The sequence below is a fragment of the Verrucomicrobiaceae bacterium genome (assembly GCA_016713035.1).
Taxonomy (GTDB): Bacteria; Verrucomicrobiota; Verrucomicrobiia; order Verrucomicrobiales; family Verrucomicrobiaceae; genus Prosthecobacter.
In genome coordinates, this window is record JADJPW010000004.1 from 44,458 (window position 1) to 70,454 (window position 25,997).

Sequence of the window (25,997 nt, forward strand, 5' to 3'; positions counted from 1 at the left end):
TTGCCTCACTTCGTTCGCCCTTCGGGCAGCCTTCGGCTGGCTATCTCCGCTTCGCTTCGGTTCCTGTCCGCCTCTATCTTCGCGGCTTCGCCGCCATTTGAAGAAGCGGAGAAGAGTCTCCGCGCTCCCTTTTTACACGCGCACCCCTCACGCCAGCGCCTCGCGGCAATACTGCACGCACTTCTTCACCTCGGCGACGGCGGTGGAGCCTTCGGGGATCTTGTATTCGAGCTCGATCTCGGCGGGAAAGGTCCACTTTTCCTTTTTCATGAGCTGAAGCACTTCCTTGATCGGTGTCTGGCCTTGACCCCAAGGGACGTTGCCGCCGTCGGCGGTGCGGTCTTTGAGGTGGAGGTTCGTAATGCGGTTGTGATACTTCTCAAGCACGGGGATCGGTGATTTGCCCTTGGTGCCGGCGACGTAGTGGCCGATGTCGAGGTTGAAGCCGATGTATTGGCCGAGATCCAGGATGAAGTCGAACTTGTCTATGTCCGGCAGGTTGTTCGTGTGGTTGTGGAGGCCGACCCAGATCTTGTGTTTGTCCGCAAAGGGTGCCACACGCGCAGCGAGGATGGCATTGCGCTCGGTGGTCACGCCGGTGCAGCCCAGAGCCTTGGCCACGAGGAAGCTGAACTCGATCTCCTCATCCAGATCGGGCTCGGCAAGCTCGCTTGCGAAGTGCATCGAAGGACGACAGTCTCCCACCATGGACGACCATCCCCTGCCCACCCTTCGCAATCAGGCTCCTCAGCCTTCACAAGATCCTCATGATCGCCGAGCGTGCGTCATATGAGAAGGAGGGCAACGTGGTTCAGGGCCCCAATCACTTCCTGCAGCTGCTCACGGGCGATGCCCGCTTCGCGTGGCTTCGGGGAGCTGTCACAGCTGGTCGTGATGATCGACGAGGCGATGGAGGAGGAAGGCCGACATTACAACAGAGCGTGCCGATGCCTTGGTCAATGAAGCACGCGTCCTGCTCACCGGCCTGAATGAAAGCGGTAAGTTTGCCGCTCGGTATGCGGCCATGATGGAGCGCGATCCTTCAGTGGCGGCTGCACACGCCGAAATCAGCAAGGCCTTCGCATAGGATGAGAGGGCCTAGCCGATGGATTTATGAGGTGTCGTTCTGCTACTGTCTCTTCATGCTCATTCTCCGATCCAGACTGGCGTGCTAAGTGGTACGAGGTCGAAGAGGGTGATGACGTCGCGGTTGCGCATTCGTATGCAGCCATGACTGTCGCGGCGGCCGATGGCTTTTTCATCGTTGGTGCCGTGGATGTAGATGTAGCGCTGGTAGGTGTTCGCGTTGTGGGACTGGGTGCCATGCAGCCAGAGGATGCGGGTGAGGACGAAGTCGGACTTGGTATCCATTCCAGAGGTCCATTGGCCTACAGGTTGGCGGCTTTTGAAGATGGTGCCACTTTCTGCGCCTTCGCCGTGCTTTTCCCGGATGACGAAGCTGCCGAGGGGGGTTTTGTTGCTGCCTTCTTGGCTGCCGATGCCGAACTTGGAGGTGCTGCATGGCCATTCTTGCTGGAGGCGCGGTCCGTCAAAAAGGCGCAGTCGCTGGGTGCTGATGCTGATTTCGATGCGGGGCTGTTGGAGGCTCATGAGGGGAGGAATCTGGCGGTGATGGAGGTCAGAGACGTGGGATTTTTTGACAATTTGGAGCGAAATGGGGCGAATGGGGGCATTTTTCTGCCGCCAGGACGCTCAGAAGGGCCAGAACGGATGAATTGGCGTTTGACGGGCGAAGGGAGGCGGCTACCATCGCCACCCCTTTCCCCCCACCCTCTTTTCTCTCTTATGGCTAAAGTCTGTCAAATCACCGGCGTCGGCGTCACTCGCGGCCACCACATTCATCGCAGCGGTAAAGCGAAGAAAGAAGGCGGTATCGGCCGTCACATCACGAAGCGTGTGAAGCGCGTCATCCTCCCAAATCTGCGCAAGAAGCGCATCTGGGTGCCTGAGCTCGGCAAATTCATCGACGTGAAGCTCACGGCCCGTGCTCTGAAGACCGTGAACAAGAACGGTGCTTTCAAGACGCTGAAGGCTGCTGGATTGGTGTAATAGAGACACCGAGTCTAATATTTTTTAGCAGGCGGGACTGATTTCGGTCCCGCCTGCTGTTTTTTTAGGGGAGTTCGCTGCGCAGAACTTTCATGCTCGCAGCGAAGCGGCTCATGACGAAGTCGCGTGCTTTCAGGGCTTTGGCCTTCGCGGCGGCGGGGTCTTGGGCCATGGCGAGTACGGTGTTGGCTACCTGGGCGAGTTGGTCTTCGTGATCGAGGTCAAATAGCCAGTCGCTGAGGCCGATGTCACGCCACATGAGGCCTTTGCTGGTCTGCTCTGCCCAGCGGCAGACGATGGCGGGGATGCCATTGCCGATGCACATGATGGGGCTGTGCATTTCATGGCCAAAGAGGCCTGCGCTGCGTCGGTAGGTGCTGATGGCCTCATCGGTGAGCCAGTAGCTCTCTCGCCAGACGACGCGGGATTGCGCTGCTGCGGGGAGTTTGTCGTAGAGCATTTCTTTGGCGACGGCCATTTGCGTTTTGTCCTCGGGACAGAGCAATACTTTGAGCTGGGTGTTTTCGATCACGCTGAGGATGGCGTCACGGAGCGGTTTGCAGTCGTGCTCTTTCATGGCCTCGTTGCGGGTGTGCTTGGTTTCGTCTCTCTGGGCTTTTTTCTCGGGGATGGTCCAGTAGGGGGTGAAGCGTAGGCGGGGGATGCAGCAGAGGAATTTGCCGTGTTCGAGGCCGTTGGCCTGCAGGAAGGCTTCTGCCTTTGTGTCATCGGCTAAATCGACGGCGAAGGCTCCATCTGGGCCGTAGTCCATGAGCGGGGCGGTGCAGCCTTTTGCTTTTGCGAGTGCGAGAGAAGTCGAATCACGGAAATAGACGAATCGGGCTCCGCTCATGATTTGGATGGTTTTGGTGAGCGCGGATTCGGAGGAGGGCTTGGTGGAGGTGGAGCCCTGGGCGCTGAAGGTGATGCCGTAGATGCCGTAGGGCTTGCCGGTGGCTTTGGACCACTTTTCGACATCATTTTGAGCGACGAGTGAGGGGCCGCTGCCGTGCAGGAGGAAGTCGCATTCCTCAAAAGCCTGCTTCAGTGTTTTGTTACTGATGATGATGAGTTTGGGGAAACGTGCGGCGAGCATCTCCGCGACGCCGTTGTCTAGCTTGGAGGGCCAAAGGCGGATTTCGGCCTCTGGCAGGTGTTTTTCCAGCAAGGCGAGCACTCCAGGGGTGTGTGCGATGTCTCCGATATTCACCGTCTGCCAGGATGAGCGCAGGATGATGCGTGGAGGCCGTGCTTTATCGGCAGCGGCGGCAGAGATCGCAGAGAAAAGGGCTGTGTGGAGGAGATGGCGACGATTCATGGTCTGTGAGGTTGTATGGAGTGCTGGAGCTATTCGCTGCTTTTCACGGCGTCCCATGCCTCATCCATCTCGGTGAGGGAGAGTTGGCCGAGCTCGCGGCCTTTCTCACGGAGGTGCATTTCCATGGCGTGGAAGCGGCGGGTGAATTTGTCATTGGCGGCGGCGAGGGCGGATTCGGACTCAATGCCGAGCTTGCGGGCGAGATTGACGACGCTGAAGAAAAGATCACCGATTTCCTCTTCGATGTGGGCTGCGTTGCCGCTTTGGATGGCTTCTTCGAGCTCAGTGGTTTCCTCGCGGATTTTGTCGATGACGGGTTTGGCGTCTGGCCAGTCGAAGCCGACACGGGCGGCTTTTTTTTGGAGTTTTTGGCCGCGCATGAGGGCTGGTAAACCGCTGCCTGTGCCGTGGAGCATGCCTTCGTGCTGGGTGCCTTTTTCGATGCGTTTGATGGCATCCCATTGAGTAAGGACGGCGTCGCTGGTGGCAGCATTGGCAGTGCCAAAGACGTGTGGATGGCGGCGGATGAGCTTTTCGGTGAGTCCGTGGGCCATCTGATCGAGATCGAAGGCTCCAGTTTCGGAGGCGATTTCGGCATGGAGGATGGGCTGGAGGAGCAGATCGCCGAGTTCGTCGCAAATCTGGGCTGGATCGCCACTGCGGATGGCTTCGGCGACTTCGTAGGCCTCCTCGATGACGTGGGGGATGAGTGTCTGGTGTGTCTGCTCCATGTCCCAGGGGCAGCCACCGGGGGCCCGCAGGCGGTGCACGACATAGCGCAAGCGAGTGAGAGCATCTGGGTGTTGGAGCATGTTTTGATCGTCTTCCATGCGGGCAGGTATCATGTGGAGAGTGGTTTGCATGGCAATTCACGCCCTGGTCATCTTTTTCGCAAAAGGAGGACCGACACTGGTGTGCTGGCAGCAGCGTGTGGCTATGCCTTGAGTGCGGCTGGGCCTGTATTGCGAAGTTTTTTCCTACCATGGGAGATGAGCACTTGGCAAAACGTACGTTCTCCCTGAGACTCGATCCATCAAGTTACCCTAAACAGAAAGCAAACGAGCCATGCCGCGCAAAATCAGCCACATCGCACCGGACTGGTGGGATTACACCACCCTCGATTACGACCTCATCAATGACGCCGCACGGCTCACGGAGCGTGATCTGCGCCAACTCAGCCGCCCTGGGTTTAAAGTCGTCATGTATGACACGCTGGAGGATTTTTATCTGGCGGAGGCGCTGGAGTACATCCACGCCTGGAAGCAGGCCACGCCGGATAATCCTGCGGGCATCTGCGGGCCTATCGGGCCGACGGAGCAGCTCCCGCTAGTGGCACGCCTGGTCAATGACATGGCTATTTCCATCAAGGATGGCCATTTCTGGGGCATGGACGAGTGGTATGATGAGGATACGAAAAAGGAGGTCTCCATGGATCATCCGCTTTCGTTTGAAAAGGCGGACCGCTCGCTCTGCTTTGATCGGATGCAGAAAAAGCTCTGCATGCCGGATACGCAGCTGCATTTCCCGAAGGCGGATGTGACGAATTATGTCAAGAGCTGGCAGAGCGGTGTGCGCTGCGTGGTCATGCAGGGTGGTCAGGGCGACATCAAGCACTGGGCCTTCAATGATCCGCCAAAGCGCACGGGAAAATGGAAGAACGAGCCGCCGCCTCCTGCGGAATTCCGTAAACTAAGCACTCGCGTCGTCGATCTGCACCCGATCACTCTGGCGCAGAATGCACGCACGAGCGGTGGTGGGAATATCACCATGGTGCCGAAGATGGCCATCACCGTGGGGCCGAAGGAGACATGGATGGCTGAGAAGGTGAGCATCTGGCACGCGGGCATGCATGACAATCCGCTGGGCCAGCGCCTCACCGCGCTCATGATTTCGAAGCGTCTAGCGGATAGCTCCGTGCCGATGTCGCTACTCGCTGATCACCCGAATGTGCAGTTCAACTACTACCGCGGCGGCCTCGGCCACTGCGAGGTGGAAATGCACTGATCCCTCCCGTTCGCTGCTTCCGTTTCACATTTCTCGGCGGACTGGGAACTGACCATTTCCTATGCTCCAGACTCTCGATGTAGCCCTCGGGCTATCGTTTATCTTTTTCCTCTTCAGCGTGCTCGTATCCACGACGAGCGAGATGATCCTCTCCTGGACCAATGCACGGGGGAAGATGCTGTGGAAGTCCATCGCCCATCTGCTGCCCCAAAATGGGCATGGGAAGGATGCGAAGCCGTTGCAGGACTTTGTGAAGCACCCGCTGGTCGTGAGCACGCTGCGCCAGACGGGCGCTGGAGGTGCAGAGGCGCGGAACTTCCCCTCCTATCTGCCGACGACGCAGTTCAGCCAGGTGCTGCTGGATATTTTGGAGACAAAGGGCACGGGCGATGAGCGGGCGGAGTCTCGCTGGGAGCAGGTGCAGTCTGGGCTGCGCACGCTGCCAGATGATGCACGCGGGCCGCTCCAGGCTCTCAGCCGTGATGTGGAGCGGAATATCCTCCCTGGTCAGGAGCCACTGAGTGTTTTCCAGTTCCTGGCGGGTCAATGGTTTGATGCCATGATGGAGCGTAGCACGGGCTGGTATAAGCGGCTCACTCAGGCATGGAATTTCGCCCTGGGCATCGTGCTGGCGGTGGCGTGTAATCTGAATGTCATCGCCATCACTAGGGGCCTGAGCACGAACGATGATCTGAGAAACGCCTTTGTGCAAAAAGCAGAGGCCGCCGTAGAGGCGCAGACGGATCTCGCTGTGAAAATGGGCTACGAGCAGTCTGCTGGAGCACGCGCCATCTTTGATGAGGCTGTAGCCGACTTATCCACCGCAGGTTTCCCCGTCGGCTGGAATCGCACCACGGTGGAGACCTGGAAAGCGAAGCCATTCAGCACTTTTTTTGAGAGTCTGCTGGGGTGGCTCATGGCGGGTGCCGCAGCTGCTCTCGGAGCCCAGTTCTGGTTCGATCTGATGAAAAAAATCATCAACATGCGTGGCACAGGGGCCAAGCCCGCTGCTGGATCAGAGATCCCCATCGGAGAGGCCGGTATGACCGGGCCTATCCCACCGGCTGGACTGATCATCGACAGCACGGAGTCGCGGCAGTGAGCCCACAAATGAACGGAAGAACGAAAAAGGTGATGCGAGTCAAAACGCGGCGGTATCACTTACCGCTGCGCTCGTGATAGGGCAGGGCGCGGGGGATGTCTTCGAGACGGGGGCTGCTGTATTCGAGCGCTTCGTCGTAGAGATTGGAGCGACCGCGCTCGATGCGATTGCTGCCATCTGCGATGTCGTCTTCCTTGATGATGTGTGGCTGGATAAAGATGAGCAGCTCCTCACGCGTGCTGGTTTTTGAGGTGGTGGAGAAAAGGTGCTTCAGAATGGGCATCCGGCGCAGGAAGATGACGCCGTTTTTGCTATCGCTCACGCGTTCTGTGATGAGGCCGCCGAGCACGACGGTGGAGCCATCATTGACGGTGACTTCGGTCACGAGCTCCTGGGTGCCGATGGTGGGCACGGTATTACCAGAGATGATCTGGCTTCCGACGATGTTGTCGTTGGTTTGAGCGATGCGCAGGGTGACTTTGTCATCGGAATTGATGAGGGGGATGACTTCCAGTTTCAGCAGCACCTCACGGTATTCCACGCTGACGCTGTTATTGGCCACACCGCCTGCAAAGCCTGCATTGGAGAGGATATTGGCCGGGACGGCGATGCGCTGACCGCTGGAGATAGTGGATTTGGCTGCATTGCGGGCAAAGACGCTGGGATTGGCCAGCACTTTGAAGTCGGTATCGCCGTCGATGACTTTGAGGTAGCTGCTCAGGGAGCCTAGCTGACCGTAGAAGTTCAGTTTGTTGAAGGCGAAGTTGCTGAAATTCGCTGGGATGTTCACCGCACCAGAGGAGGTGCTGTCACGGACGCTGAAGTCATTGAGGAGCTTCAGGAAATCGAAGCCGTAGTTGTAGTTATTCCCGAGGCTGAGCTGACCGATGATGGCCGTGATGTAAATCTGCTGCGGCTGAATATCCATTTCCAAAAGTAACTGCTCGATGCGGCTGATGTGCTCTGGGGAGCCTGAGACGATGAGACTGTTGCTCTGTGGATCGGCGATGAGGTGCGTTTTGCCCACGCTGACGGACTCTGGTGAGCCGACGGTCTGCGGATCATCGAGCAGGCTGCGATTCCCACTGAAGGTGCTGCCACTGTAACCGTTGCTACCATAGCCGCCGTAGCCGGTGCTTCCGAAGCCACTGCTTGAGTTGTTGTTGGCGAAGCTGTTGCGGTTGGAGTCTCGATCACTGCTAGAGGTGTTTTGTGCGACGCGGCGACCGCCATTGCCGCCGCCAGAGGTGGCACCACCGCTCTCAGACTGGATGTCGGTATCGCGAGCCAGTGTGTCACGCGCTGCGGGGAGGAAATCGAGCACGCTGAGGTGCTTCAGGCGGAATTTCCGTGGGGCACTGCCAGCGTCCTGTTTGTCGAGCTTTTCGACCAGGCCTTTGATCTGCTCGATGTCCACCGGGCGTGCCTGGACGAGGAGTTCATTCGTGCGGCGATAGGGGAGGACTTTCACCTTGGCAGAGCCGCGATTGGTGGTGGAGGCATTCGCTGCGGCTGCGGCCTGATTCTGTGCAGTGGGGCTAGTGGCACCAGCTGGACGCGGCATGCCAGGCACGGCAGGGACTGCGGAGGACGGCTGTGTAGCGCCCGCGCCACTGGTGGAGCTTTCTTTTTCATCTTCACCAAAGAGCTCACCGATGACTTCTGCGACGATCTCCACATCTGCACGCTCCAGCTTGATCATCTCCACGGTGATCTGGGTAGGGGGAACATCGAAGATTTCCGCCATTTTGATGATGGCGCGGATGGTGGAGCTGTTTTCTGTGATGAGTAGGGCCGTGTCATTAGCGACAGGCATCAGGGAGCCATAGGGATGTGGCTTCACGGCTTCGATGAAGGCCTTCGCAGCGTCACTAGCGGCCACGTATTGCAGTGGCAGGACGTAGTGGCAGATTTCTTCATACTGGGGCAGCTCGGAGGGAGAGTTATAGACAGAGAGGCCCAGATTCGAGACATTGGTGCCTGCGCTGTGATTGACGAGCTTGGAGGTCGTGGGATCGACATGAATGAAGGCGTAGCCATTCATGAGCAGATTCGCCTCGATGAAGGCGATGGCTTCTTTTTGGTCAGGAGCCTGCTTCGAAACGATGCGGAGCTGATTGCCCTGGAGATTCGCGTCGAGAATCAGTTTCCGGCCCGTGAGGTCTTCATAGATGGGGATGATGGCCTGGATCGGCACGGTGGGGAAATTCACCTTCACGGTGGCTCCATCACCGATGGGCTGGTAGGAAGCATTAGCGGTGCCGGTATTGGCACCAGCGGTCGGCTCCATGACCTGGAGGCCAACTCCTGGAGGCGAAACGGAACTTTGAAGGGCCGGGGCAGGGGCTTGGCCATGGCCATAACGGACGCAAAGGATGAGTCCGAGAACGACGAGTGCCAGGCGGAGCCGGGTGAACAAGCTGAGAGGTGAGCGCAACATGATTGTTGTAATTATACTCAATATATTCGTTCCAATTCTTCTGGCAATGAATTTAGTTAGAAAATATTAAAATTCAGGCCTCTGGGGGCTAAATGGCCCAAAAAAAGCGAAGCGCCAGAAATCTGGCGCTTCGCGGGTTGGGAGGCTATTTGGCCAAAAAGAGGCCGAAATGGGCTTTAGACGTCCAATTTGGTCCAAGCGGCATTTTTCTTCGAAGAGGCCACCACGGCCTCGATGAAGGCCATGCCACGGACTCCGTCTTCGATCTTGGGGAAGTCGTTGGCGGGGTCGTCCTTGGCTACCTTCGCTTTGGAAAGGCGGGCACGGATGGCGTTGGCGAAGTTTTTGTAGATGTTCGCGAAGGCCTCCAGGTAGCCCTCTGGGTGAGCGGGTGGGGTACGGCCTGCGGCGAGGGCGTTTTTGCCCAGATAGCCATTCGCAGTGCGATAGACCTGCATGGGCTGGTCCAGCCATTTCACGAGCATGGTGTTGGGCTCATTTTGATGCCACTCGATACCGCCGAGCTCGCCATAGACGCGGATGTTGAGGTTGTTTTCCTCACCCACGCTGATCTGTGAGCTGTGGAGCACGCCTTTGGCCCCGTTGGAGAAACGCAGGAGCACATTCGCGTCGTCATCGAGCTTACGGCCTTTGACAAAGGCGGTGATGTCGGCGGCGAGTTCTTTGATCTTCAGGCCAGTGATGTACTCGGCGAGGTTTTCGGCATGAGTGCCGATGTCACCCACGCAGCCGCCAGCGCCGCTCTTTTTCGGGTCGGTCCGCCAGGAGGCCTGCTTCTGGCCACTTTCTTCCAGTCGGGTAGCGAGCCAGCCCTGAGGGTATTCGACCACAACTTTGCGGATTTTGCCCAGCTTGCCCTCTTTGATCATGTCGCGGGCCTGTTTGACCAGTGGGTAGCCCGTGTAGTTGTGGGTGAGGCCATAGATGAGGCCACTCTTTTTGACGATGGCGGCCAGTTCCTTAGCTTCCTTGAGATTAAAGGTGGCCGGCTTGTCACTGAGGACGTGGAAGCCATTTTCGAGGGCCATTTTCGCCGGCGGGAAGTGCATGTGATTCGGCGTCACGATGGCGATGAAGTCCATGCGCTGATCTGCGGGCAGGGCGGCCTCCGCCTTGATCATCTCCTGGTAGCTACCGTAGCAGCGGTCTGGCGGGAGGAAGAAATCTGCGCCGCTGGCCTTCGACTTTTCGGGGTCGGAGGAGAAGGCTCCACAGACCAGCTCGATCTGCTGATCCATTGCTGCTGCGATGCGATGGACTGCACCGATGAAGGCGCCGCGTCCGCCGCCGACCATGCCATAACGAATTTTCCGGCTCATAAAAAGGAGTGTGTAGGTGGGTGTTGGTTGTGGGTGAGGGCGGCGAGTGTGAAGCAGGGGCCCGCAAAGCGCAAGCGGCGCTGCGGTGCCGCCATTTTCCAGCACGGGATTCTGGACGAGTGCTGCTAAACCCGCTAAATCCTCCCGTTTATTCCGTCCCCACTCCAACCAAATGTCCTCCGCTACCGTCTCTGCCCCGTCGTCGTCTGATACCAAGAAGACTCTCCGCAACGCCGTCATCCGCTTCGCCGGAAATTCGCAGGATGGCATTCAATCCATCGGTGGCTTCCTCGCTCGTCTGGCGGGCCGCACGGCGCAGGAAGTGATGACTTACATGACCATCCCGGCCACGATCAGCGGCGGGCCTTCGATCTTCCAGGTGCATCTCGGCTCGGGCGAAGTGTTGACCGCTGGCGACGAGGCGGACGTGCTCGTGGCCTTTTACCAGCACAGCTACGACAGCCATTTCAATGCGTTGCGCCAGGGCGGCATCTGCCTCTATGACAGCGGCGAGGTGAAGGAGATCAAGCATGAGCGCGGCGTCTTCCACATCGGCATTCCGTTTACCGCCGCCACGGTGGAGGCCATCGGCGGCTCCGCGAAGGATCGCGGCAAGAACATGTTCGTCCTGGGCCTGATCGTGGCCGTGTTCAATTTGGACAAGGACAAGCTCGTCGGCATCATCAGCCGCCAGTTCGGCAAAAAAGACGAGTCCGTGCTGCGCAATGCGCTGCTGGCCTTTGATGCCGGCTACGCGTATCAGATCGGCGACATCGAAAAATTCGCGCTGGCTCCCGGCGAGGCCGATTCCGGCCACCGCATCTCCACGGATGGCAATCAGATGCTCTCGCTCGGCCTTCTCGCCGCCGGCGTGCGCTACGGTGCCGCGTATCCGATCACGCCGTGGTCCTCCATCATGGAAACGCTGCGCAGCGAGCTGCCACGCTACGGCGGTATCTTTGTGCAGGCGGAGGACGAGCTCGCCGCCGTCAGTATGGCCATCGGTGCAGCCTTCGCAGGCCATCTCAGCATGACCGGCAGCTCCGGCCCCGGCCTGTCACTGAAGATGGAGGCCCTCGGCTACGCCAGCATGGCAGAGCTACCCCTCATCGTCGTCAATGTGCAGCGCGGTGGTCCTTCCACCGGTCTCCCGACGAGCGTGGAGCAAAGCGATCTCATGCAGGCCATCTACGGCAGCCATGGCGACACCCCGCGCTTCGTTTTGGCTCCGAAGGATGTCGAAGACTGCTTCTACATCGCCCTGGAAGCGGCACGCATCGCCAAGAAATACTCCTCACCCGTCATCATCCTCAGTGACCAGGCCCTCAGCAGCCGTATCGAGGCCTTTGAAGAGCCAGATCTAGACAAGCACTGGGTCGAGCCCACACTCGATCAGACACCACGCGATGCCGACTGGAAGCCCTATCCTTTGGACAAAACCACGCAGCATGCCCCTCCCGGCACCAAGATGGCTGGCGGCAAGTATCCGCACATCTCCGGCCTCGAGCACGACGAGTGGGGCCATCCCTCCGGCAATGCCAAAATGCACCAGCAGATGACCAACAAGCGCCGTCAGAAGCTGCTCGATGCCGCCGCCGAATTCCCAGCTCCCGAAGTCCATGGTGATGCCAGTGGTGATGCCCTCATCATCGCCTGGGGCAGCGCCTGGGGCCCTGCCAAAGAAGCCTGCGACCGCCTCCGCAGTGAAGGCCACAAAGTCAGCGCCGCGAACATCCGCCACCTGCACCCGATGCCAAACGCACTCGAAGGCATCTTCGCGAACTTCAAACAAATCATCTGCGTCGAAATGAACGACTACGGTGCCTACGGTTACGGCCAGCTCGCCATGCTGCTCCGTGCTCGCTACGCCGACCCGAAGATCAAGAGCGTCTGCAAGACAGACGGCCTCGCCTTCCGCGTCCGCGAGCTCGTCACCGGCGTGGAAAAGCACCTGATCGGAGCTTAATCCACCCTCACCGATTAGCCGAAAACCTGCGCATCACCCGGTCCTAGAAAGGGTCGGAGAGAGTCTCATACCGTAGATTAAGCTAGGCTATTCATCCATCGCAGGTGCATGGCATCGCATGCATAGTCCTCGCCTGCGAAAGGAGACTCACTTCACCGCCCCTCCCTGGCCGAGATATAGCCTCGGAGCCCTCCAGCTTGCCGCCCGCAGCATGTAGGATGGAATCTCCTTATTCTCAGGGGGGAATACAGAGCGGACTACTCACGTCTGAGGACGAGCTGATGAACTTGCAACAATAAATATAACTATAAGCCTGGCTCATTATTTATGCTTCAAAAGCCGGGAACCAGTTCATGCTGTGGTCAAAGCTAGGATGTGATTGTGAGCCCAGCCTAGTCACTCCACCCGCACTGCCGCGCACACCATTTCCAGCACGCGATTCAGCGATGCAGCACCTGATCCCTCTTGGAATGCATTTCCAGGGAATGGCTGCCAGTTATCCCGATCATGCTTCTGCTCCGGCTGTGGGATACGCGTCAGAGATGGGTCATACTGCCCATCCTTCCCGCCCAGCTTATAGATCACCAGATCCAGCGAAGGCACCACATACAGGCAGAAGCCGCCTGCACCACTTTTCCAAAACGCATCCCTCGGTGCCCCGGCCACATGGCCATCCTCATTGTGCTCCCACTGGAGGCTGAAAGGTGTGTGCGGATTGTAGGGGCTCCAGGTCTGGCATTTGCGGATATACTCCAGCGGCACCAGTTGCTGCCCCTTCCACCTTCCGCCCTGGGCCAAGCAATAGCCAAAGCGCATCACATCTGTCGCATGCAGCGCCGTGCTGCCGGCCCCATTCGCGTGTGGCATCACAAAGTCGCCCCGATGCAGGCAGTAATCCCACCCTCCCCAGCCCTGCGGCTTCGCCAGACGCTCGTGGATGTAATCCTTCAGCTCCATGCCGCTCACATTCCTCAGTACGATGCTAGCGATGTGTGGGGAAGGTGACGAATACGAGTAGCCCGCACCCGGATCACACCACAGCGGCACATTCAGCGATGAGGCATCCAGATCCTTGATATTCTGCCCAGGCACCGGTTTCAGAGCCTTCGGCTTCGGATCACTCTTCACATAGCCCGTCGGCGTTTGTCCCTCGCCCCAGTATCCGCCTGTCATGCACAGTAGCTGCCCCAGTGTGATCTTCGCCTTGCGTGGATCATTCAGCGGAAAAGCCTGGGGCAGATACCGCTCCGTGAAGACCTTCGTATCCAGCCCCTGTGGGATCTTCTCTTTGAACTCCTCCAGCATGATCCCGCAGGCGATGCTGCAAAAGCCCTTGCCCGTCGAGGCCATGTCCGGGTTTGCATTCCGGCTAGCACGGCCAAAGTAGCGTTCAAAGCATAGATAGCCCTTTCTCACCACGACCAGACCACCATTCCCCGTCGAGCGCTCCGTCATCGTGTAGGCCGGCTGGAGCTGGCTTAGATCCATCCCAGCCAGCTCACGGACCTCTCGCTCTGACCTCGCCTCACGCCAGCCCCCCTCCGCATCCGGCGGCGGGAAGTAGGTATCAGCAGCTTGTGCAGAAAAAGCGAGACTCAGAAACAGATAGCGGAACATCATGGGTAAAGACCAAACGTCAGCCGCACAGCAGATATTCCCTCTTCTCTAGCCCCTGCTCGGCGAGAGTGCAGGAGGCGGAGGCTCCCCCACTCTTTGAAGGCAAGGATGTGTTGCTGTCCACTAGGCGGATCGGCATTCCTCAGCAGTCCCCCCAGCAAGAATCGCCAACCATAAATCTGGCTACCTATCGAATGAAGTGACGGCGTGAGGTGATCATGGTGGACGAATCAAACGAAGGGACATTGAGAGTCTTGTCCTAGCCCCCATTCCTCCACGCTCTTGATTTCCCTGTCATTCAGGCAGAAGAAGCTGCACACCTCAGATCCAGCCCACCCATGACATCCAACACGTTTTCCCGCCGCAGCTTCCTCGGCACCGCCATCGCTACCGCCACAGGCCTCTCGCTTCCTCGATTTGCTTTGGCGGCCGAGAAGCCGAACTCGGTCTTCAATGGCGTACGCATCGGCTGCATCACCTACAGCTATCGCAGCATGGCGAAAACGGCGGATGAGACGCTGAAGGCGCTGCTCGAAGACGGCCTCAGCGAGACCGAACTCATGGGCGGGCCGATTCAGGACTTCACGGGCATCAAGGGCAAGGCCACCGATGCGGAGCGTGAGCAGCAACTCGCGAAGTGTGCTGAGCTGCGAAAGATCTACAACGACGCAGGGGTGAACATCCACATCCACAAGATGGGCTTCGGCCAGTCGAATGAGGAGATCGAGTTCAGCTTCCTCGTGGCGAAGGCTCTGGGCTGCACCGGCGTGACCACCGAGCGCAATGCCATCCTCGCCGCGCGTGTCGCACCGTTTGCGGACAAGCACCAGATCTGGGTCGGCTTCCACAACCACACGAACAACCTGCCGGAGATGGACAAATTCGATTCCATCCTCGAGCTCGGCCAATACATCGGCTTCAACCTCGACATCGGCCACTACGTCGCCGGCACGAAGGGCAAATCGCCGATCCCCGTGCTGGAGAAGTATCACAGCCGCATCACGAACCTCCACCTCAAAGACCGCACCGCCGACGGCGGCAACGTGGAGTGGGGCAAAGGCCAGACACCGATCAAGGAAGTGCTCCAGCTCATGAAAAAGGAGAAGTGGACCTTCCCCGCCGAGATCGAGCTCGAATACAAGATCCCCGAAGGCGCCACCGCCGTCGCCGAGGTTAAGAAGTGCGTGCAGTATTGCAAAGAGGCGCTGGCGTGAGGGGTGCTCACGTCATGCCGACGATCAGCGTAGTCACCCCGCGCTCCACGAGGCGGATGAACTCCACCGGGCACTTCTGAGCAAGCCTGCGAAGCCCAAGTTCTCAACGGCCTCAGACTGGGCCTGCTGAGGGGGGCGGAGCTGTTTTGTCTTGCTGGGACGGATGGGTGGATTCGACGAATGTCTATCAATCGTGTCGCTTTGAAACTCCCCAGCCAACCATAGCATCAATGATCACCTGGTGAGACGCACTCGTCCCATCGTAATCTACAATTAGATCAAATAGCCCACTGTGAATCAGTTCTTCCTCTCCATGCGCTAATCTGCTGCTAAGAGCCTATCCGGCAAAAAGTTGTAGCCAGTAAAAGCTGAAAGTGGAAGTTGGGCGATGCCAGCCAAGCCCTATCAACCAGCCGGTTACGATTCTGATCTCAGCGATGCGGAATGGGAACTCATCAAGCCTATCATCTACCCGGCTGGCGCGAAGCGTTGTCGAGGCAGGCTGCGAGCTCCCGACTCCGCCCGAATCTGTCTGGACACCATCCGCTATGTGCTCAAAACGGGCTCTCAGTGGTCGATGATCCCCAAGAACCTCGCGCCCCGCAGCACCGCTCACGACGCCTTGAGTAAATGGACCGAGCAGGGCTTGTGGCCCAAGCTCAACGACGCCCTGCGCACCCAGACACGCCTGATGCTAAAAAAAACGCCATGCCCAGCGCCGCTGTCATCGACAGCCAAAGCGTCAAAGGCGGGCAGCTACCGGCTGTGAGCTGCGGTTACGACGCGGGCAAGAAGATCAAGGGACGCAAGCGCCACGCGCTCACCGACACCAACGGCCTGCTGCTGGGCGTGGTGGTCACGCCCGCCGACGTGCAAGATCGTGACGGCGCAAAGCTGCTGTTGTGCATGTTTTGCCATGGCTTCCTGAGCCTGCTGATGATCTTTGCCGATGGTGGCTATGCCGGGAAGCTGAGACCTTCGTGCAGAGCATGGGACAACTCTTCGGTCACGGAGCGAGTTTTGCCTTGGGGATCATCAAGAAGCTCGAAGACCAGAAGGGCTTCGTGGTGCTGCCGCGCCGCTGGGTCATCGAGCGCAGCTTTGGCTGGCTGGTGAAGCAACGCCGACTCACACGGGATCACGAGAAGAACCCGCGCCATCACGAAGCCTTTGTTTACCTCGCCTTCATCGGCATCATGGCCAGACGCCTCACCTCGTTACAACCTGTCGAACCTTTTGCCGGATAGACTCTAAGTGTTTCATCGGCGATGTTTCTCATCACTAAACGCTCACGAATATTGACTGATTGAGCTGCCCGGAATAAGTAGCCAGGCTTAATGTCACAATAATTATTGCAGAACCCACCTGCTTTCGGCCTCAGTTTCCGCTCACACTTCGAGTACGCGCAAAGTCTTACCCCTCCAGTCGCATTGATTGCCGACTGCCAAAGCGCCGCGACCTTGCCCTGCCCGATCTCGCCGCCTTGCTCGGCTACCTGCTGCCTGCCGACTTCTTTTCCAAAATCCCTGACCCGTAAATTGCTGTTCTGGTGGCTAAAATGCGCTCGCTTTGATCCGGGCAGCGCCCATGATCGGCGGCCCGCTCGCCTATCCATGCCGCTTATCGACACTCTTGAGTCCAAATTTGGACGTTTTGCCATTCCAGGCCTGATCCAGGTGCTGGCAGTGTTTCAGCTCGGGGTGCTGGCGCTGCTGGTGCTGCTGCCGCGTGAGTCGGCAGAGAGCTACATCGACTGGCTGCGCTTTAACCGCGATGGCGTGCTCGGAGGGCAGGTGTGGCGGCTGCTGACGCATGCGCTGGTGTTGGATGTGTTTTTGTGTTCAAATCGGTGTTCGGGATGCTGTTCTGGGGCTTCATCGGAGCCCAGGTGATGATCTTCTTTGGGCGGGGGATCGAGCAGGCATGGGGGGCTTTTCGGGTGACGGCTTACATTCTGGGGTGGTTCCTTTCGAGCGCCGTCTGCGGATTGGCCTTGGGGGTGACTCCGGGAGGGGCGCTGCTGGCGCAGACGATCCTTTTTGCCTTTGCCGTGCTGTATCCGAATGAGGAACTGCTGCTGTTTTTCATCCTTCCGGTGAAGGTGAAGTGGATCGCTCTGGTCAGTGCAGGATTCACGCTCTTTCAGGTGGTGGAGAATCCTTTTTACCTGCTGCTGGTGATCCCAGGGACGCTGAACTTCCTGGTCGCCTTCGGGCCAGATTTTATCAAGGGCCGCCTACGCCACAAGAAGGTGGCGGACCGGCGTGCGCAGCACCAGGCGGCGCAGGCTCCTGAGGGCAGCTCTTTCCATCAATGCCGAGTTTGCCAAAAAACCGAGCTGGATGATGCCGCACTGGAATTCCGCGTGATGGCGGATGGGGAGGAAATTTGTAACGTGTGCCGAGCGAAGTCCGCCTCTTAAATTGCCTAGATGAACATGGCTTGCCGCGTCTTCGATCCGCTTCAGCATTTTTAGTGACAAAAAAGACCTCACTGCTAGTCTCGGCCTCCCGATTCACAGAAATGGGCGTTCCCGCACGCTCATTAGCAGTCGGTTAAAGTTCCTTCCCCCCCTATTAATCTCCTACTCATCGCATGAAGACACGCCTCAGCCTCGCGTTTCTCGCCGTCACGAGCCTCAGTGCCGTCGGCCAGGCCCCTACTCCGCCACCGGCCGCGCCTGGAGCACCACCAGCGGCACCAGGTGCCCCGCCTGCCGCCCCTGCGGCACTGAATAAAGCGGATGAGACCGAAGCACTGATGAACGAAGCGGTGAAACTCTTCACCGAAGCCAAGTACCAGGAGGCTCTCTCCAAAATCGCTCAGGCGGAGAAGAATCTGAACAACAAGCCCTTTGAGGGCATCCTCTACGCCAAAGGTGCCTGCTACTTCAATCTCAATGACTACGCGAAGGCGATCGAGGCTCTGGAGACTTATCTGAAGGAGTTCCCCGAGGGTGCGAGCATCATCGACGTGCGCATGGCCCTGGGCCGCAGCTACATCAAGAGCAAGCAGGGCGATAAAGGCGTGGAGACGCTGAAAGAAGTCGTCAGCAAGTCCCCCGAGAAAAAGGCGGAGGCAGGTCTGGTCATCGCTGATTATTACAAGACGGAGAACAAGCTGGACGAGGCGCTGCAGATCCTCAGCGCAGTGGTGGCAGATGGTGTACGTAGCCCTGAGTCGATCCAGGCTGCCATGATGGCCTCCCAGCTCTATGTGAGCACCGGGAAGCTCGAAGAGGCCAGCGCTCTGATGGACAAGGTGCGCAACTTTGCCTCCGGCGGCGACAATATCGCCCAGATGAACAACATCTACCTCCAGCTCGGGGATGAGATGATGGAGAAAAAGGCATTCAAGGAAGCGCTGGCCGCCTACCAGCTCGTTCGCCGCAAGAGTGAGATCAGCCGCATTCAGAAGGAGCAGCTCGCGAAAATCGAAGCTCGTCTAAAAGTCACCAAAGCAGGTGATCAGAAGGTGGAATTGGAGACCAAGCTCAAGGCCAACCAAGACATCCTCGCCGAGATCGAGAAGCGCTCGGATTACGATGCCTCCCTCTACTACCGCCTGGGCCGTAGCTACTTTGAGATGGGCCAGCCTCCTGCTGAGGGCCAGCCCGGTGACCCGAGCCGCCTCTGGCAGTCCATCCTGGCCTTCAACACCATCGTGGATGACTACAAAGAATTCCCCCAGCGTGATAAATGCATGTACGGCCTCATCATGGTCAATGCGAACCTCAAGCGCATCAAAGAGGCCCGTGAGCTGTGCGTAAAGTTCATCGACACCTTCCCTGATAGCGATCAGATCGGTGCTATCTCCGAGATGTACGGCATGCTCGCCTACCAGAATGGCCAGCTCGAAGAAGCGAATACCGCCTTCAACAAAGCGGCGAACTTCCCGAAAGCAGACAAAGAGCGTCTGCGCTTCCTCAATGGCATCGTGCTCTTCGAATTGCAGCGCTTTGACCAGGGCCGCGCCCTGCTGGAGTCCCTCATCGCAGAGAATAAAGACAGCGTCTATAAAGATGAGGCTCTGTACCGCATCGCTCTGAGCTACTTCTACCAGAACGATTACAAGAACGTCATGAAGGCCCTCGAAAACTACATCGAGGCCAACCCCAAAGGCACCTACATCTGCGATGCGAAGTATCGCTTGGCATTCATCACCTTCCAGGAAGGCAAAAAAGACAATGCGCTGGAGGCCCTGATCAAAATCGCTCAAGAGCACCCGAATGATCAAAACATCGGCCAGGTGCATGCGCTGATGGGTGACATCTACAACCAGAAGAATGACTGGGAGAAGGCGATGGAGCAGTTCGGACTCGCTGTGGACAAGGCCAAGACCGATGACGTGCTCAATTACGCCATGGACCAAGTGACCGACCTCTACGTCGGATCAAATGAGTGGAAGAAACTCGCGGACATGTGGCAAAAGTACTACAACACCCACAAGAATAACGAGGACCAATCCCTCAAGGCGATCCTGTGGATCAGCCGCTCACACATCAAGGACCAGAAGCCCCAAGAGGCCGAAAAACTGCTCTCCGAGCATGTGAAGCAGCGCATCTCCAACCCTGCCAATCAGCAGGTCGAGGGCCTCATCCAGCAGCTCGTGAAAGTCGTCACCCCGAAGCGCCGCCGTGCCGCCCCGGCAGCAGAGCCCGCCGCTGCCACCGATGCCGCCGCGAAGCCCGCCGAGCCCGCGCCAGCCCCCGCAGCAGCAGCCGGCCCCCGCGTGCCGCAGTATGAGCAGCCCTTCGAGGAAGTGGAAAAGAAGCTCGAAGACCTCCTCACACCCGCCAAAGAGCTCAACAACGGCACCTCGCAGATGCGCATCCTCTTTGCCAAGACCTGGCTAGCGAAGGAAATGAAGCTCGCGGACAAGGTGAGTAAGTTTTTCAACATCCTCGTCGAAGTGGCCAACCCCATCGACCTCAGCCCGATGCTACTGGCTACCGTGGGTGACAATGCACGCCAGAAGGGCGACTTCGACAAGGCTACGGCCTGCTACGTCCGCCTGCGTGACCTCTTCAAAGACACCGAATACTCTGATGGTGCCCCTGTCGGCCTCGCAGAAATCGAATACGAAAAAGGCAACAACGACAAGGCGCTGGAACTCTTCAAAGCCGCCAGCGAATACCAAGGCAGTGCCTACATCCTCCAGGCCACGCAGGGCATCGCGAAGGCCAGCTTTAAGCTCAAAAAGTATGACGAAGCGAAGAAGCTCTACGAACAGATCGCCCAGACAAAGGAATGGCGCGGTGAGCCCACTGCCAATGCCCTGCGCATGCTCGGCGACATCGAAGCTGGACAGAATAAGCACGAGGCCGCCATCGCCTACTATCAGCGTGTCTTTTTAGCCCATCAGCGCTGGAAAACGGAAATGCTCCTCGCCTACGTCGGCTCCGCAAAGTCCTTCATCGCCCTCAACAAGAAGGAGGAGGCCCGAAATACCCTCCAGGAGGCCAAAAACCGCAAAGACCTCCAGGAACTGCCCGAAATGAAAGAGATCGATAAACTCCTCTCCACGCTCTAAACCGCCTCAACGACCCTAAAGCCACTTTTGCCCCTTTTTTGACCGATGAAGCGCCTCCTCGCCATTTTCACAGTCTCCGTCCTCAGCCTCCTCGCGGCAGGCTCTGCCTCTGCGCAGGCCATCGTGCTGAAGGATGGCAGTAAAGTCTTCGCCAATGAGTTCTCCATCACTCCAGAGGGGAAAATCACCCGCACCATCAAGATCGGCGAGGCCACGGCCACCTCCGAGATCATGCGGGCCAATATCGAATCCCTGGAGTGGCCCTACCCGGCAGAATTGACCGATTCGTCCGATCTCCTCGCCAAAGGCAAAGTGGAAGAAGCCATCGCTGTGTTAGCGAAGGGCAAGGCCTTCTTTGAGCACTTCAAGGAAGTCGAAGGAAACTGGTATGTGGACATCTTTTTCGCCTACATCGAGGCCCTCAACAGCGGCGGAAAATTCGATGATGTGATCAAGCTCATGCCCTCTGCACGCTTGCTGAAGCTCACCGATGCCCAAAAGATGCGTCTGCGCATCATCCAGCTCGATATCGACCGCCAGACCACCAGCGACTACATCACCATCGTCAGCGAGGCAGAGAGCATCCTCAAAGAGACCGATGACAGCGCCATCGGAGCCTCCATCTGGAACATCATCGCCGATGTGCATGTGAAGAAGAAAGAGTGGGAAAAAGCCCTGCTCGCCTACCTGCGCATCCCCGTCTTTTACGGCTCCCAGGTGCAGCGTGTGCCGGAGGCAGAGCTCCAGGCCGCCACCATGCTGGTCAAAATGAAGCGCTACGAAGACGCTACATCCTTTTTCAGCCGCCTGATCGAAAGCTACCCCGGCTCCCAGATCGCCGAGCGTGCCACCAAGGAGAAAGCCTCCATCGCTGGCATGAAAAATGAAGATCAAGAACCCGCCAAGAAAGAAGGCGATGCCAAAGAGGGCGAAAAGCCTGCTGAAGGCGCAAAACCTGCCGCTGAACAAGCCCCCGCAGACGCCGCAAAGCCCGCCGAGGCCCCCGCCCCAGCAGCAGATGCCGCGAAATCCAGCACCGAAGCGAAAAAATAGCTCCACATTTTCCAACCAATACCCCATGATGCACCCCCTCCACCCTGCTAATACCATGACCAGCCCCCACCGTCACAGCCTCGTCCGCTACCTCCCACTTCTGGCCCTCACAGCCATGACCGGTCTCGCCTCCGCCCAGGAGGCTGCCGCAGCCGCCGCTGAGGCACATCCAGAAGGAGACTCCCTCATCACGCTCTTCGTCCAGGGTGGTTGGGTCATGTACCCGCTGCTCATCTGCTCGATCGTCATGGTCTGGCTCACTGTGGATCTCTGGGGCCGCACCGGTGCCAAGAAAGTGGCTCCTCCAGCCCAAGTCGCCCAAATGCAGGACCTCTTCCGTGGTGGTGACTACGTCGGAGCCTACCAGTTCGCCAAGAGCAATGCCTCCCCCCTTTAGTGACGTCTCTCGCGTCTGCCTCAGCTTCGCCGGTGACGGCCACGATGCCGTGGACGCCGCGATGTTCAGCGAGATCAATAAAGTCAACGCCACCATCCAGACCCGCATCAACTACCTCTCCGTTATCGGGGTCTGCACTCCCATGATCGGTCTGATCGGTACGGTGGCTGGTATGAAAGGCGCGTTCGCCGAGTTGGGCAAATCTGGTGCCTCCGACGTGGGTGCTCTCTCTGGCCACATCGGTGAGGTGCTCGTCGCTACTGCCACGGGTCTGGTCATCGCCGTTCCTGCCTTCCTCGTGTTCTACTTCCTGCGTAACCGCCTCCAGGGCGGCATGGGCGTGCTCCAAGAAGTCGTCTCCGCCCTCTTCCGCAAAATGCCTTATGATCACCTGAAAGGTGCCCACGTCGGCGAGGAAGAATTCTACGCCGCTGTGCCAAACTGGGTCGCAGGTGGTGGTGAACACCCCGCGACACCTGCGGCAGCCTGAGTTTGATCTTTTTAGTATTCAACGACCGGGGCGGTGGCCTCAGAACCACCGCTCCCCATTTATCTCTCACTTTTAAACCACTAACTTTTATACCAATATGGGCGGCGGCGGCGGCAGCATGGAATCAGGCGAACCGGAGTTTCAAATCGCTCCGATGATTGACGTTCTCCTCGTACTACTCATCTTCTTCATGTCGATCACCTCCTCTCAGGTGGCCAAGATCGACAAGGAGATCACTCCGCCCATCGCTGGCGCGGCTAAAAAGAAGGAGAAGGACATGACGAACGAGGCCATCGTCAACGTCCGCTGGGATAACAAACGCCAGCAGTCGGTCATCATGTATCAGGACAAGCCCTTTGCAGAGCTCGACTCCCTCTCTGACATCCTGCGCGGCTACAAAGAAAAAGTCCCCACCTACCGCGTCATCATCCGCGGTGATAAAGCCCTCCCCGCCGTCGAAATCCAACGCGTCATGGCCATGGTCGCCCAGGCCGGCATCGACGACATTTCCTTTTCAGCCCTCAACCAGTAAAAATCCATGTCCGCCCCCGGAAAACACCGCCAGATCGAGCACGATAGTGGTGCTCTCGGCTTCCAGATCGCCCCCATGATCGACGTCGTCTTCGTCATCATGCTCTTCTTCATGGTCATGGCTGGCTCCCAGAAGAAAGAAATGGAGCTCAAAAGCCAGCTCCCAGGCGTAGCCCCCGCCAGCGCCGATGCCCCCACGGAGATGCCTGATGAAATCATCATCAACATCGAGGAATCCGGCATCGTCCTCATGAACGAAGAGGAATTCGACAATCCTCCCCCTGCCCGCCCCGTCCCGCCCGAGCTCGACAAGCTCCCCAACATGACCGCGACGCTCAAGCGCCTGAAACAGGAGGCTGACAACCGCAACGCCAAAGTCATCGTCACCATCGAGGCTGAGGAGCAGGCCAAATACGAGCGCGTCATCGACGTGCTGAACTCCCTCGCCATCGCCAAGGTCGCAAATGTCACCTTCACCGTCGGCAGCGACGCTGGATTCTAATTATTCCTGAACACCGGACTGAAAAAAGTTTCTCTTTTACCCCAAGAAACGCCCAACCCCGCGAGTGTTCCCTGCAACCCGCATCAGCACGACTATCCTTTTATGAGTAATCCGGACCCCAATCAGCAGCCACCGCAGCAGCCAGGAGCAGATACTCCCGGCTATCCGCAGCATCCTGGAGCGACCCAGCCCATGATGCCACCGGGATACATGCCGCCGCAGGGCTACCCACCGCAAATGCAAGGCTACCCCCAGGGTTATCCCCAAGGCTATCCCATGCCACAGCAGGGCTACCCCCAGGGCTATCCCATGCCGCCGCAGGGCTATCCCATGCCACCCCAGGGCTATCCGCCGCAGATGCCCGGTATGCCACCAGGCTACGGCTACCCCCCGCAGATGCCCGGTTATCCCCAGGGCTATCCGATGCACCCTGGCATGATGCCACCTCCGAGCACCATGCCGATGCCGGCCGTCATGCCGCCTCCCGCGCCATCAGCCGCTCCTGCGACGCCTGCCCCTGCCGCCCCAGCATCCGCCCCTACTGGCAAACCTGCGGCTCCAGCTCCGAAATCACCCTCCGCACCCACGCCAAAGGCACCTGCAGCACCCGCCGCACCCGCGCCAAAGGCACCCGCTGCCCCAGTCGCAACCGCAGTGCAGGCTCCAGCACCCGTCGTCGCAGCCGTCGCTATCGCCGATGACTCCGCCCATGGTCATGAGGAAGTCCACGCCATCCCTGCCGAGGAGCTTTTCCATCCAGAAGCCGTCCACCACTTTGAATCCAAGCCACAGAGTGCCTTCATGCGCACTTGGAAAAAAATCGGAGCGGGCTCCCTCGGCTTCTCCATCCTTGTCCATGCCGGTATCCTTATCGCCATGGGCCTGATCGTCGTCGCCCATCAAATGGTCGAAAAACAGGTCGATTTCCTCCCCGGTGGCGGCACCCAGCAGGGCCAGCAGGCCAGCCAGGACCTCCAGCACAAGGTCCAGCAGAAAAACGCTCCTCCATCAGCAAAACCACGCCGATGAAGAAAATCGTCACCACTAGCGTGAATGCCGAGATTTCCCTCCCAGAGGCCCCACCTGACTCTCTCGACATCCCGGATGCCATGAGCTCCGTCGGTGGCGGTGCCATGAGCAGCGGCGGCTTCGGCGGCGGCGGTATGGGCGGTGGCTTCGGCAAAGGAATGGGCATCGGCGGAGCCTCCGGCTTCTCCGCACTCCCTCTCCTCCATGCGCAGCCGCTGCGCACCAGCCGAGCGTCTCGAAAACTCCGCCAAACCGGCGGCAATCCTGAGTGCGAAGCTGTCGGGAGTGCCTCCTCGAATGGCTCAAAAACAAACAGAACGCCGATGGCTCCTGGGGCCGTGGAAACAAAGCCGCGATGACCGGCCTCTCCCTCCTCTGCTTCCTCGGTCGCTGCGAGACTCCCGAAAGCCCCTTCTACGGCGACACCGTCCTCAAAGGCATCAACTACCTCATCGAGCTCAGCAAAAAGAATCCCCACGGCCTCATCACTGAAGGCTGGCAGGGCGGCAAAGGCGGCGCAGGCACCTATGAGCACGGCATCGCCACCTACGCACTCGGCGAGATGTACACCCTGGCCCGTCTCGGAGCCAAGCCCCTCCCCGGCATGCGTGAGGCCTTTGAAAAAGGCGTCAAAATCATCATCGAAAACCAGTCCGCCAAAGGCGGCTGGGGCTACGGTGGCAAAGAAATCGTCTATAACAAAGGCGCGAATGACCTCTCCGTCGTAGGCTGGCAGTTCCAGGCCATCAAAGCCGCCAAAAACACCAAACTCAAGATCGACGGCCTCGAAGGCTGTATCAAAAAGATGCTGGAATACATGGAAGGCATGCAAACCAAAGACGGCGGCTTCGGCGGTGCCAACCGCGACGCCCACTACAATCAGTGGTCCCTCACAGGCGTCGGCATCCTTGCCAACGAAACCATGGCTAAGAACAAATCCTCCTCCACCAAGAAGGCTGTCAAGTTCCTCCATGAGTTCCTCGCCGCAGAGCCCCTCGATTGGAACAAGAACTGCAACCTCTACTGCTGGTACTACTACACCCAGGCCTTCTTCCAGGTCGGTGGTGAAGAGTGGAAGTTCTATAATCAGCAATTCCTTCCCCAGATCCTCTCCGCAGCGCAGCCAGACGGCTCCTTCAAGCGTGGCCGCCCGAACTACGCAGCCGGTGACGCCGCAGATGACATCTACCGCCAGTGCCTCTGCACTCTCCAGCTCGAGGTGGACTACCGTTACCTCAAAGTCGCGGATACCGAAGAGCAGTCCTTCTTCGACAAATAAGCCGAATCAGTTCTCTGCCAGCACGGCCCGCGTTTATCACGAACGCGGGCCGTTTTTGCTTCTGGTAAAACACATCACGCACTCGAAGCATGAAAAGAGTCTAATTGCTTGAG

26 protein-coding genes are annotated in these 25,997 nt (G+C 58.4%); 19 read left to right on the plus strand and 7 right to left on the minus strand.

Going from position 1 to position 25,997, the window contains the following annotated elements; genetic code table 11:
- Positions 1–147 precede the first annotated feature (147 nt).
- Both IPK32_14270 and IPK32_14275 read right to left on the minus strand, forming a co-directional pair.
- Positions 148–684 carry a sugar phosphate isomerase/epimerase gene (locus tag IPK32_14270; GenBank protein ID MBK8093111.1) on the minus strand — a complete coding sequence of 179 codons (537 nt, stop codon included), beginning with the start codon at positions 682–684 and terminating at the stop codon, positions 148–150.
- A gap of 462 nt (positions 685–1,146) precedes the next feature.
- Positions 1,147–1,611, minus strand: a complete 465-nt coding sequence (locus IPK32_14275; protein MBK8093112.1) for a L,D-transpeptidase — start codon at positions 1,609–1,611, stop codon at positions 1,147–1,149.
- A gap of 195 nt (positions 1,612–1,806) precedes the next feature.
- Here IPK32_14275 and IPK32_14280 point away from each other — a divergent pair, with 195 nt between their 5' ends.
- Positions 1,807–2,070, plus strand: a complete 264-nt coding sequence (locus IPK32_14280; GenBank protein ID MBK8093113.1) for a 50S ribosomal protein L28 — start codon at positions 1,807–1,809, stop codon at positions 2,068–2,070.
- A gap of 64 nt (positions 2,071–2,134) precedes the next feature.
- Here the strand turns inward: IPK32_14280 and IPK32_14285 are convergent, their stop codons facing one another.
- Together IPK32_14285 and mazG are read right to left on the minus strand one after the other, a co-directional pair.
- Positions 2,135–3,388, minus strand: coding sequence for a polysaccharide pyruvyl transferase family protein (locus IPK32_14285; protein ID MBK8093114.1), 1,254 nt, complete (start codon positions 3,386–3,388; stop codon positions 2,135–2,137).
- 29 nt (positions 3,389–3,417) lie between these two features.
- Positions 3,418–4,218: a nucleoside triphosphate pyrophosphohydrolase gene (mazG, locus tag IPK32_14290; GenBank protein ID MBK8093115.1), complete on the minus strand. Its 801-nt coding sequence runs from the start codon at positions 4,216–4,218 to the stop codon at positions 3,418–3,420.
- A 235-nt stretch (positions 4,219–4,453) separates the two neighbouring features.
- Between mazG and IPK32_14295 the strand changes: the two genes are divergently transcribed.
- Both IPK32_14295 and IPK32_14300 read left to right on the plus strand, forming a co-directional pair.
- Positions 4,454–5,392 carry a glucosamine-6-phosphate isomerase gene (locus IPK32_14295; protein ID MBK8093116.1) on the plus strand — a complete coding sequence of 313 codons (939 nt, stop codon included), beginning with the start codon at positions 4,454–4,456 and terminating at the stop codon, positions 5,390–5,392.
- A gap of 61 nt (positions 5,393–5,453) precedes the next feature.
- The gene (locus IPK32_14300) at positions 5,454–6,494 is read left to right on the plus strand and encodes a hypothetical protein (GenBank protein MBK8093117.1); all 1,041 of its coding nucleotides are present in this window, start codon (positions 5,454–5,456) and stop codon (positions 6,492–6,494) included.
- A gap of 55 nt (positions 6,495–6,549) precedes the next feature.
- Here IPK32_14300 and IPK32_14305 read toward each other — a convergent pair whose 3' ends face one another.
- Both IPK32_14305 and IPK32_14310 read right to left on the minus strand, forming a co-directional pair.
- Entirely contained in the window at positions 6,550–8,934 is a 2,385-nt protein-coding gene (locus IPK32_14305) for a hypothetical protein (GenBank protein ID MBK8093118.1), read from the minus strand.
- Positions 8,935–9,110: 176 nt separating this feature from the next.
- Entirely contained in the window at positions 9,111–10,250 is a 1,140-nt protein-coding gene (locus tag IPK32_14310) for a Gfo/Idh/MocA family oxidoreductase (protein MBK8093119.1), read from the minus strand.
- Between the two features lie 196 nt (positions 10,251–10,446).
- Between IPK32_14310 and IPK32_14315 the strand changes: the two genes are divergently transcribed.
- On the plus strand, positions 10,447–12,240 hold the full coding sequence (locus IPK32_14315; GenBank protein ID MBK8093120.1) for a 2-oxoacid:acceptor oxidoreductase subunit alpha: 1,794 nt from the start codon (positions 10,447–10,449) through the stop codon (positions 12,238–12,240).
- Between the two features lie 396 nt (positions 12,241–12,636).
- Here IPK32_14315 and IPK32_14320 read toward each other — a convergent pair whose 3' ends face one another.
- The gene (locus IPK32_14320; GenBank protein MBK8093121.1) at positions 12,637–13,860 is read right to left on the minus strand and encodes a serine hydrolase; all 1,224 of its coding nucleotides are present in this window, start codon (positions 13,858–13,860) and stop codon (positions 12,637–12,639) included.
- A gap of 335 nt (positions 13,861–14,195) precedes the next feature.
- On the opposite strand from IPK32_14320, the gene IPK32_14325 reads away from it, so the two are divergent.
- From IPK32_14325 to IPK32_14395, 15 genes are all read left to right on the plus strand, one after another.
- Positions 14,196–15,071, plus strand: coding sequence for a sugar phosphate isomerase/epimerase (locus tag IPK32_14325; GenBank protein ID MBK8093122.1), 876 nt, complete (start codon positions 14,196–14,198; stop codon positions 15,069–15,071).
- 388 nt (positions 15,072–15,459) lie between these two features.
- A complete protein-coding gene (locus IPK32_14330; GenBank protein MBK8093123.1) occupies positions 15,460–15,840 on the plus strand; it encodes a transposase in 381 nt (126 codons plus the stop codon).
- Positions 15,780–16,187 carry a transposase gene (locus IPK32_14335; GenBank protein ID MBK8093124.1) on the plus strand — a complete coding sequence of 136 codons (408 nt, stop codon included), beginning with the start codon at positions 15,780–15,782 and terminating at the stop codon, positions 16,185–16,187. The genes IPK32_14330 and IPK32_14335 overlap by 61 nt, the downstream gene beginning before the upstream one ends.
- Positions 16,139–16,318 carry a transposase gene (locus IPK32_14340; protein MBK8093125.1) on the plus strand — a complete coding sequence of 60 codons (180 nt, stop codon included), beginning with the start codon at positions 16,139–16,141 and terminating at the stop codon, positions 16,316–16,318. Before IPK32_14335 ends, IPK32_14340 begins: the two co-directional genes overlap by 49 nt.
- Before the next feature lie 105 nt (positions 16,319–16,423).
- Positions 16,424–16,963 carry a hypothetical protein gene (locus IPK32_14345; GenBank protein ID MBK8093126.1) on the plus strand — a complete coding sequence of 180 codons (540 nt, stop codon included), beginning with the start codon at positions 16,424–16,426 and terminating at the stop codon, positions 16,961–16,963.
- Entirely contained in the window at positions 16,930–17,493 is a 564-nt protein-coding gene (locus tag IPK32_14350) for a hypothetical protein (protein MBK8093127.1), read from the plus strand. The genes IPK32_14345 and IPK32_14350 overlap by 34 nt, the downstream gene beginning before the upstream one ends.
- 173 nt (positions 17,494–17,666) lie before the next feature.
- Positions 17,667–20,603: a tetratricopeptide repeat protein gene (locus IPK32_14355; protein MBK8093128.1), complete on the plus strand. Its 2,937-nt coding sequence runs from the start codon at positions 17,667–17,669 to the stop codon at positions 20,601–20,603.
- A gap of 45 nt (positions 20,604–20,648) precedes the next feature.
- Positions 20,649–21,656, plus strand: coding sequence for a hypothetical protein (locus IPK32_14360; protein MBK8093129.1), 1,008 nt, complete (start codon positions 20,649–20,651; stop codon positions 21,654–21,656).
- Between the two features lie 25 nt (positions 21,657–21,681).
- On the plus strand, positions 21,682–22,053 hold the full coding sequence (locus IPK32_14365; GenBank protein MBK8093130.1) for a hypothetical protein: 372 nt from the start codon (positions 21,682–21,684) through the stop codon (positions 22,051–22,053).
- Positions 22,037–22,543: a MotA/TolQ/ExbB proton channel family protein gene (locus tag IPK32_14370; GenBank protein ID MBK8093131.1), complete on the plus strand. Its 507-nt coding sequence runs from the start codon at positions 22,037–22,039 to the stop codon at positions 22,541–22,543. Before IPK32_14365 ends, IPK32_14370 begins: the two co-directional genes overlap by 17 nt.
- 154 nt (positions 22,544–22,697) lie before the next feature.
- The gene (locus tag IPK32_14375; GenBank protein ID MBK8093132.1) at positions 22,698–23,075 is read left to right on the plus strand and encodes a biopolymer transporter ExbD; all 378 of its coding nucleotides are present in this window, start codon (positions 22,698–22,700) and stop codon (positions 23,073–23,075) included.
- A 6-nt stretch (positions 23,076–23,081) separates the two neighbouring features.
- A complete protein-coding gene (locus tag IPK32_14380) occupies positions 23,082–23,576 on the plus strand; it encodes a biopolymer transporter ExbD (GenBank protein MBK8093133.1) in 495 nt (164 codons plus the stop codon).
- 102 nt (positions 23,577–23,678) lie between these two features.
- On the plus strand, positions 23,679–24,605 hold the full coding sequence (locus IPK32_14385) for a hypothetical protein (protein MBK8093134.1): 927 nt from the start codon (positions 23,679–23,681) through the stop codon (positions 24,603–24,605).
- Positions 24,602–24,964 (plus strand): hypothetical protein, encoded by a 363-nt coding sequence (locus IPK32_14390; protein ID MBK8093135.1) that lies wholly within the window; start codon positions 24,602–24,604, stop codon positions 24,962–24,964. The genes IPK32_14385 and IPK32_14390 overlap by 4 nt, the downstream gene beginning before the upstream one ends.
- Positions 24,874–25,884 (plus strand): hypothetical protein, encoded by a 1,011-nt coding sequence (locus IPK32_14395; GenBank protein ID MBK8093136.1) that lies wholly within the window; start codon positions 24,874–24,876, stop codon positions 25,882–25,884. Before IPK32_14390 ends, IPK32_14395 begins: the two co-directional genes overlap by 91 nt.
- Positions 25,885–25,997 lie beyond the last annotated feature (113 nt).